At 34.2% G+C, this 16034-nt stretch carries 15 protein-coding genes, 1 tRNA gene and 1 pseudogene; 3 read left to right on the top strand and 14 right to left on the bottom strand.

Translation table 11 applies throughout. From position 1 onward, the window contains the following. Window positions 1-89 precede the first annotated feature (89 nt). The 3 genes from NTU58_00840 to NTU58_00830 all read right to left on the bottom strand — a co-directional run bounded on the left by NTU58_00840 (window position 90) and on the right by NTU58_00830 (window position 2878). The gene (locus NTU58_00840) at window positions 90-1061 is read right to left on the bottom strand and encodes an alkaline phosphatase family protein (protein MCX6764242.1); all 972 of its coding nucleotides are present in this window, start codon (window positions 1059-1061) and stop codon (window positions 90-92) included. Then, a complete protein-coding gene (gene dnaX, locus NTU58_00835) occupies window positions 1058-2176 on the bottom strand; it encodes a DNA polymerase III subunit gamma/tau (GenBank protein MCX6764241.1) in 1119 nt (372 codons plus the stop codon). The genes NTU58_00840 and dnaX overlap by 4 nt, the downstream gene beginning before the upstream one ends. Window positions 2177-2263: 87 nt before the next feature. Beyond that, window positions 2264-2878, bottom strand: coding sequence for a GtrA family protein (locus NTU58_00830; protein ID MCX6764240.1), 615 nt, complete (start codon window positions 2876-2878; stop codon window positions 2264-2266). A 120-nt stretch (window positions 2879-2998) separates the two neighbouring features. Here NTU58_00830 and cysS point away from each other — a divergent pair, with 120 nt between their 5' ends. The 3 genes and pseudogenes from cysS to recR all read left to right on the top strand — a co-directional run bounded on the left by cysS (window position 2999) and on the right by recR (window position 6328). Next, the gene (gene cysS / locus NTU58_00825; GenBank protein ID MCX6764239.1) at window positions 2999-4372 is read left to right on the top strand and encodes a cysteine--tRNA ligase; all 1374 of its coding nucleotides are present in this window, start codon (window positions 2999-3001) and stop codon (window positions 4370-4372) included. Between the two features lie 60 nt (window positions 4373-4432). Further along, window positions 4433-5697: pseudogene (locus tag NTU58_00820) on the top strand (replicative DNA helicase). Between the two features lies 1 nt (window position 5698). Further along, on the top strand, window positions 5699-6328 hold the full coding sequence (recR, locus tag NTU58_00815) for a recombination mediator RecR (GenBank protein ID MCX6764238.1): 630 nt from the start codon (window positions 5699-5701) through the stop codon (window positions 6326-6328). Between the two features lie 228 nt (window positions 6329-6556). Here the strand turns inward: recR and NTU58_00810 are convergent, their stop codons facing one another. From NTU58_00810 to rsmH, 11 genes are all read right to left on the bottom strand, one after another. Beyond that, window positions 6557-6814 (bottom strand): hypothetical protein, encoded by a 258-nt coding sequence (locus NTU58_00810; GenBank protein ID MCX6764237.1) that lies wholly within the window; start codon window positions 6812-6814, stop codon window positions 6557-6559. A 569-nt stretch (window positions 6815-7383) separates the two neighbouring features. Continuing rightward, window positions 7384-7695: a 50S ribosomal protein L21 gene (gene rplU / locus NTU58_00805; protein MCX6764236.1), complete on the bottom strand. Its 312-nt coding sequence runs from the start codon at window positions 7693-7695 to the stop codon at window positions 7384-7386. A 12-nt stretch (window positions 7696-7707) separates the two neighbouring features. Then, window positions 7708-8739, bottom strand: a complete 1032-nt coding sequence (locus NTU58_00800) for a DNA recombination protein RmuC (protein ID MCX6764235.1) — start codon at window positions 8737-8739, stop codon at window positions 7708-7710. Between the two features lie 35 nt (window positions 8740-8774). Next, complete coding sequence (locus NTU58_00795) at window positions 8775-9734, bottom strand: sodium:calcium antiporter (GenBank protein MCX6764234.1); 960 nt, start codon at window positions 9732-9734, stop codon at window positions 8775-8777. 6 nt (window positions 9735-9740) lie between these two features. Beyond that, complete coding sequence (locus NTU58_00790; protein ID MCX6764233.1) at window positions 9741-10841, bottom strand: hypothetical protein; 1101 nt, start codon at window positions 10839-10841, stop codon at window positions 9741-9743. A gap of 263 nt (window positions 10842-11104) precedes the next feature. Continuing rightward, entirely contained in the window at window positions 11105-11992 is an 888-nt protein-coding gene (locus NTU58_00785; GenBank protein ID MCX6764232.1) for a hypothetical protein, read from the bottom strand. 396 nt (window positions 11993-12388) lie between these two features. Next, window positions 12389-12715 (bottom strand): hypothetical protein, encoded by a 327-nt coding sequence (locus NTU58_00780; GenBank protein ID MCX6764231.1) that lies wholly within the window; start codon window positions 12713-12715, stop codon window positions 12389-12391. A 156-nt stretch (window positions 12716-12871) separates the two neighbouring features. Next, window positions 12872-12944: transfer RNA gene (locus NTU58_00775), tRNA-Glu, on the bottom strand. Window positions 12945-12994: 50 nt separating this feature from the next. Further along, window positions 12995-14698, bottom strand: a complete 1704-nt coding sequence (locus tag NTU58_00770) for a penicillin-binding protein 2 (protein MCX6764230.1) — start codon at window positions 14696-14698, stop codon at window positions 12995-12997. A 46-nt stretch (window positions 14699-14744) separates the two neighbouring features. Beyond that, the gene (locus NTU58_00765) at window positions 14745-14876 is read right to left on the bottom strand and encodes a hypothetical protein (protein MCX6764229.1); all 132 of its coding nucleotides are present in this window, start codon (window positions 14874-14876) and stop codon (window positions 14745-14747) included. Window positions 14877-15086: 210 nt separating this feature from the next. Then, window positions 15087-15980 carry a 16S rRNA (cytosine(1402)-N(4))-methyltransferase RsmH gene (rsmH, locus tag NTU58_00760; protein MCX6764228.1) on the bottom strand — a complete coding sequence of 298 codons (894 nt, stop codon included), beginning with the start codon at window positions 15978-15980 and terminating at the stop codon, window positions 15087-15089. Window positions 15981-16034 lie beyond the last annotated feature (54 nt).

The raw sequence follows: 16034 nt of genomic DNA, 5'->3' as shown, positions 1-16034 counted from the left end.
AAGAAACAGTTCTTAAATAAGGTTATGGATGTGCTAATAGAGGCGCGCCTTAAAGATAAATCGGAGTTCTGGGATGGGCATACGGGTAATTATATAAAGGCATTAGTTAAATCAAATCTCAATCTCAAAAACCAACTTATTCTTTTCAACCAACGAATGTCGTTTAAAAGTTCCTCAACTTGATGGATAATCATTCCCTTTTCAGCGTCAGTACCGTCTATTACTTCGGTCTTTAAATTGCTTTTTATTGTTTCTTTCAATGACTTTTTAAAATAATCCTTAAAGGGCAGGGATTGGATTTGGCCGTGGTCGGTAATAACAAAAAAATCGTAATTTATCAAATTGGTTTTATTAGCCAAATCATAAATTTTTTTAATCTCATTGTCTATATTTTTTATTGTCAATTTGGTTAAAATATTATTTTTACCCAATCGATGAGACCTTCGATCAAAAGCCGTAAAATTAACATACAAAGAAGGAGTCCCTCTTTTAACGGCTCTTTGAGCTAATTCTGAAGTATAAACATGTAAAATTTTTTCTATAAAAACTCCTTCAAAAAAAGCTCCTTTTTTCAATCTGGTAAATAAGGCGACAATAAGGTCTATTATTATCGCAAAAACAGCGGAAATTAAATAAAAAAATATTTCCAATTTTGAAAAAGAACTCAAAAGCGCAGCAAGCGAAGGACCATTTATGTTGGCGACCGAACCCAAGCTTTCTTTGGACCCACCGGAAAAAACGGCACCAACGGTTGCCCCGCCCTGAAAAATCCCGCCTTTCAATTTTTTATCAAACTCTTTAATGTCATTAAGGTCGTACATACTGACAAACCTATTTTTTTTCTTATCAAACCAGGTCAATCCGGGAAAATCTTCCTCTTTCCCATACATCAGACATACCAATCTTTTTAAAGGTGAAAGCCCGCAATAGGTTTTATGAATTTTAAATTTTTGGTTTTTAACCAAATATCTTAAAAAGGGGGTATTTCCCCTTTCTATCGCCCCCATAAGGTCGCCTAAAGAAAACCCGTCTATTTGAAAGATTATAAATCCTTTTTTCATCTTGAGTTGATAGCTTCAATAAGCGCCAGCTCCAGAGGAAGCTGGATAATTGATGAATATCGCATTTTTTCCTGGGCCTCAATAAAAAGATTTAGCATTTTTAAAATATCTTTTTCTTCAAAATTTTTAATCTGATTTTGAAATTTTATTTTTTCATCCTCGCTTAAGCTTAAAAGTAAGGGATTTTGCAAGCCGGAATCAATTTTAAAAAGCAGAACTTGCCTCAAGTATTCAATAAGAGTTTTGGCAAACTCCTTGGGGTCGTATCCTTTTTCCAGCGTCTCATTTAAAAAATCTATCGCTCCCCGGCTGTTTTTTTCAGCAATAAAATCCACTAATTTTGCCACCGTATTTATTTCAACCAATCCCAATAAATCTTTAATGTCTTCCATTTTTATTTCTTTTTGTTTTTCAAAACCGGCAAAAATTAAAGCTTGGTCTAAAAATCCTTCCGCGTCCCTGATTGAACCTTCTGAATTCAAGGCGATCAGATTCAGGGCTTTTTCTTCGATATTGGCTTTTTCCTTTTGAATTATGGTTTTCAATTTTTGAACTATTTCTTTGGATGTCAATTTTCTAAAATCAAATCTCTGACAACGGGAAATTATCGTTGGAATCATTTTATGAATTTCAGTGGTGGCTAAGATAAAAATGGCGTGGGAGGGCGGCTCTTCCAAGGTTTTCAATAATGCATTGGCAGCGTCTTTTGAAAGCTGATGACATTCATCGATAATAAAAACTTTGTACCTTGATTTGGTCGGCAAAAATCTGATACCATCTCTTAGCTCTCTCATCTCATCAATTCCCCGATGAGAAGCGGCGTCAATCTCAATCAGGTCTATTGATCTCCCGTGGCTTATTTCCAAGCAAGAAGAACATTTATTGCAGGGTTCCCATTCTTTTTCCTGGCGGCTGGAACAATTAACGGATTTTGCCAAAATTCTGGCTATGGTTGTTTTTCCCGTTCCTCGGGGACCCGCGAATAAATAAGCATGTGAAACCATGCCCTCGGAAATCGCGTTGCTTAGGGTTCTCACTATATGATTCTGGCCGACAATTTCGGCAAAATTTTCCGGCCGATATTTTCGATATAAAACCAAATTTTGTTCTTTCATATTTAAATAAGTTTATCACAACTAAAATCCGAATTCAAAATCAAACACCCGCTTTTTGGCGAGTGTTTTTTGATAAAATAAAAATTATTATTTCTTGAAAACAAAAAACTTGGAAGCAAAAAAATTCCAAGCTAAACCTATAAAAGCAGCTCCAATTGCCCCGACATTCGCCCAGCTTTCTTTTGAAAAACCAAACATAGGATTTATTTTTACGATAAAAGAAGCTATGGCAACGTTTATCAGCAAACCAACGATGCCAACTATGATAAAGCCTCCGAACTCTTGTTTTTGTTTCCCCTTTTCCGATTTCTCGAAAACCCATAATTTTGCCGGTAAAAACTTAACCATTAAAGCAACTATGCCCGAGATAAACTTAAAAACAGAAAACCATTTGCCGGCATAAATTTTAAAAATCCACATCAGAACATTAAGCACTCCTAAATCAACAAGGGTAATTCCGGTCCCTGTTAAAAAAAATTTACTGAATTGCAAAATAATTAAAAACTTCTTTCCTAAAATAGAGGCGATCCATAGGGCAATTATTGTTAAAATTGGAAAGGATATCGGCAAAAGCCAGTAAATTGAAGCCGGACTCATCCCGATTTTTCCTGCGAAAACGCCCAATTCTTTTATGCTTAACAAAAAATACCACGCTACCGCTTCTCCTAAAATAATACCCAAAATTATATCTAATTTTTTCATATAAGATTTAAAGATTATTAATATTACATAATTATGACATAAATAATTACATAGTTACAACATAAATAATAAAAATTGTGGAAAAATTGAAAAATATGATAATATGATAAAATCAATTTCATGCTGAAACTATATAATACCTTATCTCAAAAAAAAGAAATATTTAAACCGCGCCAAAAAAACAAGGTGAATCTTTTTGTTTGCGGACCCACGGTTTATGATTTTTCCCATTTAGGACACGCCAGAAACAATCTTGTTTTTGACATGATCGTCAATTTTTTAAGAAAAACTGGGTTTGATGTTTTTTATCTTCAAAATATCACCGATATTGACGATAAAATAATAAAAAGAGCTAAGGAAAAAAATATTTCTCCAAAAATTCTGGCTTTGCAGTTTGAAAAAGAACACTTAAAAGACATGGAAAGTTTGAAAATAGACAGCGTCAGTAAGTATGCAAAAGCCACCGAGCACATTCCCGAAATCATAAGCCAAGTAAAAAGATTAATTGAAAAAGGGTTCGCCTACCAGATAGAAGACGGAGTTTATTATAATATCAGCAAGTTTAAAGAATATGGAAAATTATCCAAAAGAACAGCTTTGCAGGCCCAAGATGGGGTTTCCAGAATTGATGAAGGAAAAAATAAAAAAAACAAGGGTGATTTTTGTTTATGGAAACTATCCAAGCCCGATGAACCCAAATGGGAAAGCCCTTGGGGTGAAGGCCGGCCCGGCTGGCACATTGAAGATACGGCGATCACAGAAAAATATTTCGGTTTTCAATACGATATCCACGGCGGAGGCCGAGATTTAATCTTCCCCCACCATGAAGCGGAAATCGCCCAAATGGAAGCTATTTCCGGGAAAAAACCTATAGCAAAATATTGGCTTCATGCCGGATTTTTAACAATAGAAAACAAAAAAATGTCCAAATCCCTTGGTAATTTTATTATTATAAGGAATTTTTTGAAAGAAAATTCGGCCGAACTTTTGCGATTATTTGTTTTTTTAAGCCACTACCGCTCCCCCATTGATTACAATTTGAAAAAAATAAAACAGGTAAAGAATACGCTGGAAAGAATAAATGATTTCTATAAAAAAATTGGGGAAAAAATTAACCATCCCGCCCCGAAGGGACAAAAATCGGCTCTTGTTAAAAAATTCTTAAAAATTCTGGAAGATGATTTTAACACTCCAAAATTTTTTTCTTTGCTTTTTGATTTAATCAGGAAGTCAAACAAAAAATTCAATAAATTGTCTGGAAAAGAAATTAAAGAAATTTACGAGCTTTTGCTTTTTACTGATGAAATTTTTAAAATTTTTAAAAAAGAAGGAGAGATTCCGGCTAAAATCTTGGAAATGGCGAGCTTTAGAGAAAAATACCGCCAGCAAAAAAATTGGGAAATGGCCGATAAAACAAGAAAAGAAATTGAAGCTTTGGGGTTTTCGATTGAAGACGCAAAAGATGGCCAAAAAATAAAGAAAAATATTTCTTAGTTTTCCCTACTTTTTCCTCTTGTCAACGATTTTAATCTTTGTTAGATTTCAAAGAGACAAATGGCAAATAATAATTACTCAAACTTTAACAATACGGATAAAATTCCTCCTCAAGACCTGGAAGCGGAAAAATGTATTTTGGGTTCTTTAATGTTGGACAAAGAAGCTATTTACAAAGTGGCAGATTCCCTGAATGCCGACGATTTTTACAAAGACGCTCACCGGAAGATCTATCAGGCGATGATAGATCTTTTTGAACGTTCTGAACCCATTGATTTTCTTTCCCTTTCCACCCGCTTAAAAGAAAAAGGAGAGCTGGAAGATTTGGGAGGTTCAGGTTACCTGACCGAATGCGTTAATACTGTTCCCACTGCCGCCCATGTATCTAATTACGCAAAAATCGTCCAAAGAAAAAGAACTTTAAGGGATTTGATTTCAACCTCTTATGAAATAAGCAGTTTGGGATACAATCAAACCGAAGATGTTGACACTATTTTGGATGAAGCTGAAAAAAGAATTTTCAGCGTCGCCCAAAAAGGATTAACTCAAAGATTTCTACCGGTAAAAGACGCCCTGGAAGAGGCTTTCCAAAGAATTGATAATTTATCAAAACACAAAAGCGCGATTCGGGGAGTTTCAACGGGATTCGTGGATTTGGATAAAATTCTTTCCGGGCTTCAAAAATCAGACCTGATAATTTTGGCTTCCAGGCCCAGTATGGGAAAAACTTCTCTGGCCATGGATTTTGCGAGACATATCGCTGTCCACGAAAAAGACATTTATCCAATTCCGGAGAAGACAATGATTTCGCAAGAATCAGGGAAGCATTGGGAGTTTTAAACGAAGCTCCTATTTACATTGATGACGCGGCAGTCACTAATGTGTTGCAAATGAGAGCCATGGCTAGGAGACTGCAGGCTGAAAAAGGATTGGGACTGTTGGTTATTGATTATTTACAACTAATAGAACCTAAAAAAACCAATGAAGATTCTATTGTCAGGCAAATAACCGACATCTCAAGGTCTCTTAAGGCCCTGGCAAAAGAAATGAATGTTCCGGTTTTAGCTCTTTCCCAGTTATCCCGCGCGGTTGAACAGCGGACTCCCCAAATTCCAAGATTAGCTGATTTAAGGGAGTCAGGCTCTCTTGAACAGGACGCGGACGTGGTAATGTTTATTTACAGGGAAGACCGCTATCGCCCCGAGACCTCCAGAAGGAATATCGCCGATATCCTTATTGCCAAGCATCGTAACGGACCAACGGGAAAAGTGGAATTATATTTTGACGAAACCAGGGTTTCTTTTAGAAACTTAGAAAAACAATAAATTGTATCCAAAATCAATCCAAAAATTAATTGATAAATTCTCCAAGTTCCCTACTATCGGGCCCAGAACCGCCGCCCGATTTGTTTTTTATTTGCTAAAATCGAAAAAAGAAGAAGTCGAGGAACTCGTTAAATCAATCTCCGACCTTTCTAAAAATATCAAACTCTGTAATTTTTGTTTCAAACCATTTGAAGGCGAAAAAACTCTTTGTGAAATTTGCTCAGATAACCAAAGAGACCAAAAAACACTTTGCATCGTGGAAAAAGAAACGGACTTGGACCCCATTGAAAAAACAAAAAAATACACGGGCCTATATTTTATTTTGGGCGGAAACGTTTCTCTTTTAAAAAAAGACGCGGAAAAAATTCGAATTGAAAAGTTGCAAGAAAGAATAAAAAATCCAAGCTCTTTTGGCTTGGCTCAGAATACTGGCTTTCAAGAACTGATAATCGCCACCAATCCGACAACCGAAGGAAATGCCACCTTCTTATTTTTGGAAAGAAAATTAAAGCCATTATTGGAAGAAAGAAAAATTAAAATTACCAAACTCGGTCGTGGCTTGCCGACGGGTGGAGAACTGGAGTATGCCGACGAAGAAACCCTAAGCGAAGCCCTTGAGAGGAGAAGATAATTTTTTAAAAAATTAGTGATTTTAAACGGAAAAAGGAGAGAAATAAATCTCTCTTTTTAGGTTTTCTAAGCAATTGCTTAGATCCTTATAAAAGTAGATTTATAATCTCTCCATAAGTCTGATAAAAAAGAAAAGGTAAGAGAAGTTAGAGTAAAGGTTCTTGTTCTGTTAATCGCTCTATAAATAGAGAGAAAACAATTACCCTTTTTACGGAAAATTACCTCAAACTCACTTCTCTAGGGTGACCATAAGGTCTTCGAAAACTTCTCTGATAACTATACTTACAAATTCTAAAGCTTCTTCTTTGGTGACGTTGATTTTTTGCATTTCCGGTTCTTTTAGAGAATTTCCAATATTTCTTTTTATTTTTTGAATATCTCTAAGAGAGAACTCGTGCCTAAGATGAGCTTTAAAGGCTTGTTTAGCTATCAGATTAATTCTTGCTTCTTCGATATTTTCACCTCCTTTTTCTTTTTTTCTTCGCACCTGACATCTTTAATTTTTTCAAGGTGCAATGTTCGGAAGTTAAGAAGAATATTTCTTCTTAATTCCATATAAATTATAGCATATTAAAAATATTTTGTCAATAAAAATATTCTTCGTAAAAAACAAAAAAAAGCAGTTTTTTGAACTGTATGAAAAAGGATGGGAAGCAAGGAGATATCTCTTTATAGGTCCTCTTTAATTTAGTGGATTTTACTCCACAAGAATTGGTATAAAGAGATACTATTGAACTCCTAGCTTCCCATAAGCCAAAAATGGCAATAAATTTTTAAAATGAACAGAGGATTCGCACAAGAATCTTGTTTAGATTACGGTAGTACTCCATTGCGGCATACTGCCTTATCCGTCTGGTGGTCCATTATATTGAACCCCTACTAACAAAATTCTTTTAATCCCATGTTGCTACTGATTCTGGGTCTTCATAGACCCTAATCATGGTTCCTTCCATCTCTCATTTCACCTCGCCTACATTATATCATACTATATTTAATTTGTCAATAGCTGAACCAAATTAAAATCCCGAAACAGCTTCTTTCGGGATTAAATTTTATTTACATCTCAATCTTGTCAATCTCTACTAAAGTAAAGGGTTGTCTGTGTCCTTGTTTTCTTTTGTGCCTGGTTTTAGATTTAAACCTTAAAATGGTTATTTTCTTGCCTCTCCCCTGCTTTAAAATTTTACCCAAAACTTTAGCTCCCTTTACAAAGGGATTTCCAATTTCCAAGGCATTCCCCTTCTCTACCAATAAAACTTCTTTAAAGGCAATTTCCTTGCCTTCTTCTTCGTCTATTTTCTCTATTCTTAATTTTTTACCGGGAGAAACTATATATTGTTTGCCTCCGGTTTTGATTACGGCTAACATAATTTTTAAATTTTAATCTTCTAAAAGAGGCGGTTCAACCTCATCAATTTTTGTTTTTGATTCACCGCCCGCAATTTTTACAACATCTTTATCAACTTTGGAAAATTCCTTGCTGGCTTTGTTATAGGTGTTTACGGTTGTGCCCAAGTGTCCTCCCAGTTTTTTCATATAGTCGCCATAAACCAATAAATGCCTGCCTAATTTTTCCACTTCCCTTATAATCTCCTGGGCTCTTTCTGAAATCTTTTGATTTCTTAAACCCTGTAATACCGTTTGCAAATAAGCCAAAAAAGATGTGGGAGAAACGATTATCACCTTTTTCCTGGCAGCGTAATAAATAAGGCTGTTTGTATCTTCGTTGATTACGCCAACCTTGTTAATCAGCAGGTCATAATAAATGGCTTCCGAAGGCAAGAACATGAAAGCGAAATCCATTGTTTTTTCTTCGGGCCTCACATATTTTGCGGTTTCCTCGATTCTGTTTTTGAGGTCGCCGACAAAAGCAACTTCGTATCTTTTTTTCTCTGACTCGTCCCTGCTTTCTAAAATCCGGTTATAGTTTTCCAGACTGAACTTCGAATCAATGCAAATTATGTTTTTATCAACAAAAACCGCCGCATCCACTATGGTTCCATCTTCAAAGGGATACTGCATTTGATAGGAACCCGGCGGTAAAACATTTTTTAAAACCGTTTCCAGATAGTATTCTCCTAAAATTCCTCGTTGCTTCGGGTTAATCAGGGTATCTTGCAATTTTTTCAACTGGTCGGCAAATCCCACAACCTGCTTGTTAGTTTCATCCAATCTTGTAAGTTTTTCTGTAACATCCCGGATTATTTTAAAGCTTTGGCTGTATTGCTCCTGAAAACTTTTATTTGATTCGGAAAGCTTATTATCCAATACCTGGCTGATACGGTCGATCTGCCCTTGAAGCATTAAAAAAGAAGAATCTGAGTTTTCCTTTTTTTTGCGCGTTAATAAAAAAATAATCGCAATTAACCCCAAAATTATGATAAAAAATAAATAAATGAACAAATTATCCATAAAACAATATTATAACAGTTTTTTTAAAAAATCAACTATTTAAAGAATATTTCGCAAATCAAAAACGCAATATATAAAAACAATAAAAATAAACCCTCTTTTTGCGTAATTTTTTTATCCGTTTTAACAAAGAAGAAAAAGAAGATCGCCGAAGCTATCATAAAAAATCTCGCTACAGCAAAAGAAGAAAAAGAAAAACCGGACATTTCTATTGGAGAAATTAAAGCGACTATCCCCAAAACAAGCGTGGCCGGAATAATGACTGCCCCCGTAATATCCCCTAAAATAAGCCAGTCTTGCCCTTTCTTGGCGGCAATCAAAGAAAAATAAATTTCAGGCAAGGCATTTCCCAATCCTACGATTAAAATTCCGACCAAGGGTAAAGAGATATTAAAAATATCGGAAAAAGCAATTGAAGATTTAATAATCCCCTGGGCGGCAAACAGTAAAACAATAACCCCGATAGATAGTTTAATCAAATCTTTCAAAAATACTCCTGATCGTTTCTTTGTTTTTTTCTCTTGGTAAACCTTACTGAATCTTTCTTTTTTAGAAAAAAGCCAATAAATATATATAAAAAAGACCGAAATTAAAATTACTCCGTCTGCCCTGCCTAAAATCCCGTCCCAAATCAAAAGCAAAGGTAAAATCGCTATTATAAAAGTAAAAACCATGGACGACTGCACTACTCGGCTGTTGGTTGTAATCCCTCCCCTTGAAATTAAAGCCGCCAACCCGACGGCAATTGTAAAATCAACAACGTTTCCCCCAACAACATCTCCGAAAGCCAGCTGCGGAATTCCTCTCAGCGCAGAAGAAATATCAACAAAAAAGTTAGGAATACAACTGGCAAAGGCCATAACAAAAAAAGCCATCACAAACTCCCTCAGCTGTAAAAAATGAGCCAGGCCAATTAAAGAATCGACCACCCATTTTCCCATTAATAAAAGCAAGGTACAAGAAAAAATAAAAATTATAATATTAAGCAAAAGCATGATTTTTTATTTTAAAAAATATATTATTTGATAAATAATTCCCAAAATAAAAATTAAAATTAAGGGATACGCGAACAAAGAAAACTTTTTTTGTTTTATTTTTTGGTACATTAAAATAATCAAAATTCCGTCAATGCCGACGGTAATTCCTCCGACAAAAGATATCACATCAATAAAATTTTTGAAACCTATTAAAAAAAGAATGAGGGGCGTGAAACAAACTATTGCGGAAGAAACTTTTTTATTTATTTTCAAGTCATAATTAAAAACTTTTCTTAAGGTCAAACCAATACTGATAAAAGAAGTAAAAGTAGTTAAAAGGCCGAAAAACAAAGCCAAAACTATCGTCTTTGGGCCAAGAATGTTTTTTAATCCTTCTATTGCTTCCTGGGAAGTGCCGGAACCCGTAACTCCCGTAACCAAAAAAGTAAAAGCCAAATAAGTGATTATTGGAATTAAAAGGGCAATGAAAATTATTTTTCTTAAAAGTTTTTTATCTTTTCCCAGCATTTCTTCCACTTCAGGAATTAAAGCCGCGCCCCATAAAGCAAATAAAATCGGACCGTATGGTAAAAATAAATCTTTTTTAGGGCTGGATAAGAATAAGTTTTCTATTTTAAAAAATGGAACAGAGTTTAAAAATATAACGAACAAAATTATGAAAAAAATAATCAGTCCCCAGAATTCCACCCGAGAAATGGCTTTAATGCCAAAATAAATAAGTAAAGAGCCGAAAATAAAATATAAAATAACGCCGAATAATTCATTTTGAAAGCCCAGCAAAATGCTTAAAAATTTTCCGCCAATGATTAAATAAGCCAAATTAGCGCCAAAAAGTCCCAGAATAATGGAAACTAAAGAAATTTTTTCCGCCGTCTTTCCAAGATGAAGCCGGGCAAAACCAGCAAATCTTAAATAATCTGGAGTCGCAATTGATACTTCTCCAAATAACAAATGAACAATAACAGTTAAAGTCCCTAAAGCCAAAAAATAAAAAAGCATCATCCAAATTCCCGCCTGATAAGCGATGTAAGGCAAAGAAAAAAGACCGACTCCGATAATCGTTCCCGCCAATGTGCAAACTCCGTAAAAAAACCTTTTATTCATGTTAATTAATTATATACGAAAAAAGAGCTGATTTGTAGCTCTTTTTATTTTGTAGACTTCGTGAGGGCAAGTTGGAACCAAATTATAGAAGATTTGAAGCTTTGGCAAGGGATACTCCAACCAGTTACTCCTCGCTCTAGCGAACGATTCTTGTCCTGAGCCCATCGAAGAACCTGTCATGAGTATTCCCGAAGAATTAAAACCAGGATTATGGAAGATAAGAGGGTTTATATAATGGATTTAGCTCCCCTTCCCAAACAGTGTTAGAGCCTGTTTGGCGATATAGAATTTATAGGTTCCTTTAAGCTACCGCTTTTTATTAATAATAATTGAGGAATAATTGTTACAAAAAGACTAATTATTAAAGAGTCTGGAATAAATTTATATAAGTAGTTTAATGCAAGAAAACTACCCTGCAATATAATTAACATTAAGGAATGCAAAGTTTTTGATTCTTCGTTTGAATATTTGGCAATAATAGGCTGAGTATTTTTTATTATTGCCTGCATTGTTTGTTTAAATGGTTGAAGTCTAAAACTTTTTCCTCCTTGAATTACAGTAAAAAATAAGAAAAAGCACAATACATTACAGGCAAGATACAGAAAGGTTGCACCCATAAAAAAAGAGTTAATTAGGGAAACCTGCCCGATTTTTTCAGTAAAACTAAATGAAAAAAAACTTCCACGAATGAAATAATGAGTTAGTAAAAAAACATCAATAACTAAAAACCATAAATAAAGCATTAATTTCTGATAATTTTTTAATTGAAACTTTGTAAAAGAAACAAAAATTACTCCAATCGTAGGTGGTAATGCACATATTATTAAAAAAGGATTAAATTGAAATCTTAGCAAAAATACATACCAAAAAATTAAAGTAAAAGACAATAAAATAAGTTCGTTAATTTGAATCAAAAAATCTTTTATAAAAACAGCTAAAAATAAAATCGTAAAAACAAAAATGAAAATAATAATGAAGCCTTGGGGGGTATAATAATTTGCTTTAATCGCAAACCAAATAAAGATAAAGAAAGTAAGAATAGTAACAAATTTTAATAATGCTAAAAATCTCTTATATTCAGTATTTCTAACTAACAAAAATGCTTGTAAAATAAAACCTAAAATAAATAATGCTAAATGTTGAATCTGCATTTGGTTTATTATTACTTTATTCTACCAAAAAACCGCTTTATTGGCGATTTTTAGAACTAAAATTATTAAATCTGGAAAGATTTATATGTCTAGTTTGGTTCTTGCTTAAAAGTATTATAAATTATCAGACATTTAAAGTTGGCTGGTTTTTTTTCCTTTATACCAATTTACCAATAAACCAACTATTCCTATAATGAACAAAAATATACCCAAGAAAAAGGTAAAAAACGTAATAATAACATCGGGTGTCCCCGTTATAGTCATGTATGCGAAACCTATTACTGCTAAAATTGCACCAATAATAGTAGTATATTTAGGATTTAAATTTTTTGATTGCATGTTTTTTATTTAATAATTTTTTTAAATAAAATATTAAAATTAATAATATTTTTATAACTAATTAATCCTAACCGGAAATCCAATTAAATAGCTCAGTGCGAGCCAAAGAAAGAAAGTGATAAAACATATTAAGTTTGCATTTTTCGCTTTTATGGGTAAACTCTTTCTCCATCCAAAATATAAAATAATGTCCGTCCAAATTGGATTAAAAAGAGCTAATATCCAAATTTTAATTCTTTCATCTTTTGTTAAAGGTTCTTGAGATACTTGCCCTACCGCTAATTTTGCTTTAATTCTTTTCATTATAATAATAGAACCTATTATGGAAACTACTATTCCTATATATATAATCAAGTCTGAGGTTGATTTACTAATAATATGCATGGATTTAAATTAATTTTTTTAATAATACGACCTTTCTCTCATTCTACCAAAAAACCGCTTTATTGAAAAGCGGCTGTTGCTGGCTTGCCATTCCGAAGCTTTAGCGTAGGATGGTGGGCTTTGTCCGTCCGAAGTTTCAACGTAGGAGGAGACTTGTAGCCCCAAGGGGATTTGAACCCCTGTTACCGCCGTGAGAGGGCGATGTCCTGGGCCACTAGACGATGGGGCCCTTATTACTTTTAAAATTTTAACATAATTTATTGATATTGTCTATTTCTCCTACTCTTCGTAATCGGGCGGTATTTGATAATAATCAACTATATATTTTGCCAAATCATGGAAAATGGGGACTGCCGAATATTCGGCGGTTTTAGTTTTGGGATTGTCCAGCTTAATTAAAATTAAAAATTTAGGGTCAAAAGCAGGAGCAAAACCGATAAAGGATTGAACGGTTTTATCGGAATAACCGGCTTTATTAATTCCCATAGAAGACCAGGAAACTTGGGCAGTGCCTGTTTTGCCTGCAACATAATAACCCGGAACTTTGGCTTTCTTGCCAAATCCGTTTTCAACTACGCTGACCAACATTGCCGTTACTTTGGAGGCGGTATTTTGAGAAATAACTGAAGGATTTTGAGTTTCCGGTTGAACCTCTATGGTTTGGCCGTTTTTTTTAATAATCTTTTCCACCAGATAAGGCTTCATTAACTTCCCGCCATTAGCTATTGAAGAAAAAGCCCTGACCAACTGAATCGGCGTCATTTCTATTCCCTGCCCGAAAGCAGCGGTGATAAAATTTAATTCATATCCTTTTTTTAATTCTTCGTTTTTGGAAGAAACTTCGCTTTGCAAATCAATGTTAGTTTTATCGAAAATTCCAAATTTTTCAATATAATTCAAAAAAACGTCATGGGGAATTTGCTCTTCCACGAAAACCGCGCCCGTATTAATTGATTTCTCTAAAACCTCAGTCATCGTACGCTCTCCGTAAGTTCTTCTGTCGTAATTGTAAATTGTGTCAGGTCCTACCTTCACAAAACCTTCATCAATATAAGTGGTTTGAGGCGTAATTTTTCCCTCTTCCAAGCCTATTGCCATGGTAATGGGTTTAAAAACGGAACCTGGTTCAAATATTTTTTGAGATACAGAATTAATAAAAATCGAAAAATCGTATTTTGAATATTCGTTGGGGTTAAAATTAAAAAGAGAAGTCATGGCAATTATTTTTCCGGTTTTTGGCTCTGCTACTATGATCTGACCGTTTTCAATGTCCAAATCTTCTTTGGCTCGCTTTAATAATTCCTCGGCTTTTAATTGAATGTAAAAATCAATGTTCAATATAAGGTCAAACCCTTCTTCGGGCAAAGAAGATTTTTCCGAATCAAAAAAAACCAAATCCCCTCTTGAGCTTTTCTCTCCCCTTATCAAACCTTCCTGGCCGCTTAATTCTTTATTGTAAAAAGCTTCAATTCCATATTGGCCAATGCCCTCTCCTCCTAAAAATCCCAGAATATTTGAACAAAACTCGCCTTCAGGATAATAACGTAAAATTTTATCGTTCAAATAAATTCCTTTAATTTTTAAATTTTTAATGCTTTCTTTTTCTTCCTTTGTTAAATCTTCCTTGATAGAAACAAAAGCGCTTCCCTGTTGATTAAATGCCTCTAAAATTTTATCTTTTTCCAAATTAATAATTTTAGATAATTTTTCAGCCGTTTCTTCTTGATTTGATATTTCCTCCGGTGAAGCTAAAACATAGCTTGATTCTTTATTGGTGGCTAAAATATAATATCCGTCGCTTTTGTCTCGAGCAAAGATTTCTCCGCGGTTCGGGTTTATCGATTCAAATAACACCTGCTGACCCTTGGCCAAAGCCAAATAATCTTTATGTTTTAAAATTTGGATATAAAACAAGCGACCTATAATAGTCGCTCCGAAAATAAAAATTATGATAAAAATTAAACTGGCTCGCAAATTCCTCATTTTATATTTTCTTGCTCTAAAACTACGGGCGTAAGCCCATGGATTTCTATTGTTTAACTGCAAAAGAAGTATCCAAAACTTTTATATAATCTACCTTAGCTATTTTTTCAAAACCCAGCTCTTCAAATGATTTTTCAACATTTTTTAAATAATTTTTTTGGGAAAAAGCCAATTCCAAGCTTCCATTCTCATTATAAAGTTCTTTTTTCTTTTCTTCAAAGTTAAGAATCAGGGATTTCTCTTGAATTTGCTGGCTTACCTGAAAAATATAAAAAATAACAAATACTACGATTCAAAGAAGGGAAATTAAACTGAGAAGCCTTAAAAAAGCTATGGTTCTCAAGGGAAAAGCGATGGCTATTGTTTTTGACGTAAATTTTTTCATTTTTTAATTTTTTTTCTCCGCGACTCTCAATTTTGCGGAACGAGAACGGGGATTTATTTTTAACTCTTGTTCGCCCGGGATTACCGGCTTTTTGGTTAAAATTTTTATTATTTCTTGCCTTTCTTTTTCTTTAAAAAAATTTTTAACGGCTCTGTCTTCCAAGGAATGGAAGGAAATTATTGCCAACCTTCCTTTTGGATTCAGAACTTCCATTGATTCGGCCAAAACGGTTTCAAGGTTTTCTATCTCTTTGTTGACGAATATTCTTAGGGCTTGAAAAGTAAGGGTGGCAAAATGAATTTTTCTTTTTTGGTACCAAAGGGGCGTTGCTTTTTCAATTATTCCTACCAGGTCTGTCGTACTTTCAATTGGAGACCCGTCTCTTTCTTTGACTATCCGAGAAGCAATCTTTTTGGCAAACCGTTCCTCGCCGTATTCTCTTAAAATTTTTTCGATTTCGCTTTGAGAAAATTTATTTACCACATCGCTCGCTTGAAGTCCGCTGCCCCCGGAATTATACCTCATATCCAGTGTTTCCTGTTTCTGGAAAGAAAATCCTTTTTTGCTGTTTTCCAGGTGCCAGCTTGAAAAACCAAGGTCAAGCAATATAAGGTCCGGTTTAAAATTATTTTTTTCAACGATCTTTTTCAAATTCGCAAAATTGTCGCAAACAAGAATAAAATTATCTTTTTTTTCCCGATCTTCCTTAATTCTTTCCTGAAAATTATTTATCATCTCCAGGTCCCAATCTATGCCTAAAATTTTTCCTTCGGGTAAAATTCTTTCTAAAATTATCAAAGAATGTCCTCCCTCCCCTAAAGTGCAATCAATTAAATTTTCGCCGGGCTTGGGGGATAAAAAATCAATTATTTCTTTTTGTAAAACTGGGACATGCATAAATAAATTATATTTCTCCCCGATAAATCGGGGCGACCAAAGGGGGCACCCCTT

Source organism: Candidatus Nealsonbacteria bacterium, from assembly GCA_026396195.1.
Taxonomy (GTDB): Bacteria; Patescibacteriota; Minisyncoccia; order Minisyncoccales; family JAGGXC01; genus JAPLXH01.
The sequence above is the reverse complement of the archived record's forward strand: the minus strand, read 5'-3'. Positions and strand labels throughout refer to the sequence as shown.

What these genes read in the sequence shown, in the direction of transcription:
- NTU58_00840 (MCX6764242.1), bottom strand. Translation starts at nt 1,061, where the DNA reads ATGAAAAAAGGATTTATAATCTTTCAAATAGACGGGTTTTCTTTAGGC.
- dnaX (MCX6764241.1), bottom strand. Translation starts at nt 2,176, where the DNA reads ATGAAAGAACAAAATTTGGTTTTATATCGAAAATATCGGCCGGAAAAT.
- NTU58_00830 (MCX6764240.1), bottom strand. Translation starts at nt 2,878, where the DNA reads ATGAAAAAATTAGATATAATTTTGGGTATTATTTTAGGAGAAGCGGTA.
- cysS (MCX6764239.1), top strand. Translation starts at nt 2,999, where the DNA reads ATGCTGAAACTATATAATACCTTATCTCAAAAAAAAGAAATATTTAAA.
- rplU (MCX6764236.1), bottom strand. Translation starts at nt 7,695, where the DNA reads ATGTTAGCCGTAATCAAAACCGGAGGCAAACAATATATAGTTTCTCCC.
- NTU58_00800 (MCX6764235.1), bottom strand. Translation starts at nt 8,739, where the DNA reads ATGGATAATTTGTTCATTTATTTATTTTTTATCATAATTTTGGGGTTA.
- NTU58_00795 (MCX6764234.1), bottom strand. Translation starts at nt 9,734, where the DNA reads ATGCTTTTGCTTAATATTATAATTTTTATTTTTTCTTGTACCTTGCTT.
- NTU58_00790 (MCX6764233.1), bottom strand. Translation starts at nt 10,841, where the DNA reads ATGAATAAAAGGTTTTTTTACGGAGTTTGCACATTGGCGGGAACGATT.
- NTU58_00785 (MCX6764232.1), bottom strand. Translation starts at nt 11,992, where the DNA reads ATGCAGATTCAACATTTAGCATTATTTATTTTAGGTTTTATTTTACAA.
- NTU58_00780 (MCX6764231.1), bottom strand. Translation starts at nt 12,715, where the DNA reads ATGCATATTATTAGTAAATCAACCTCAGACTTGATTATATATATAGGA.
- NTU58_00770 (MCX6764230.1), bottom strand. Translation starts at nt 14,698, where the DNA reads ATGAGGAATTTGCGAGCCAGTTTAATTTTTATCATAATTTTTATTTTC.
- rsmH (MCX6764228.1), bottom strand. Translation starts at nt 15,980, where the DNA reads ATGCATGTCCCAGTTTTACAAAAAGAAATAATTGATTTTTTATCCCCC.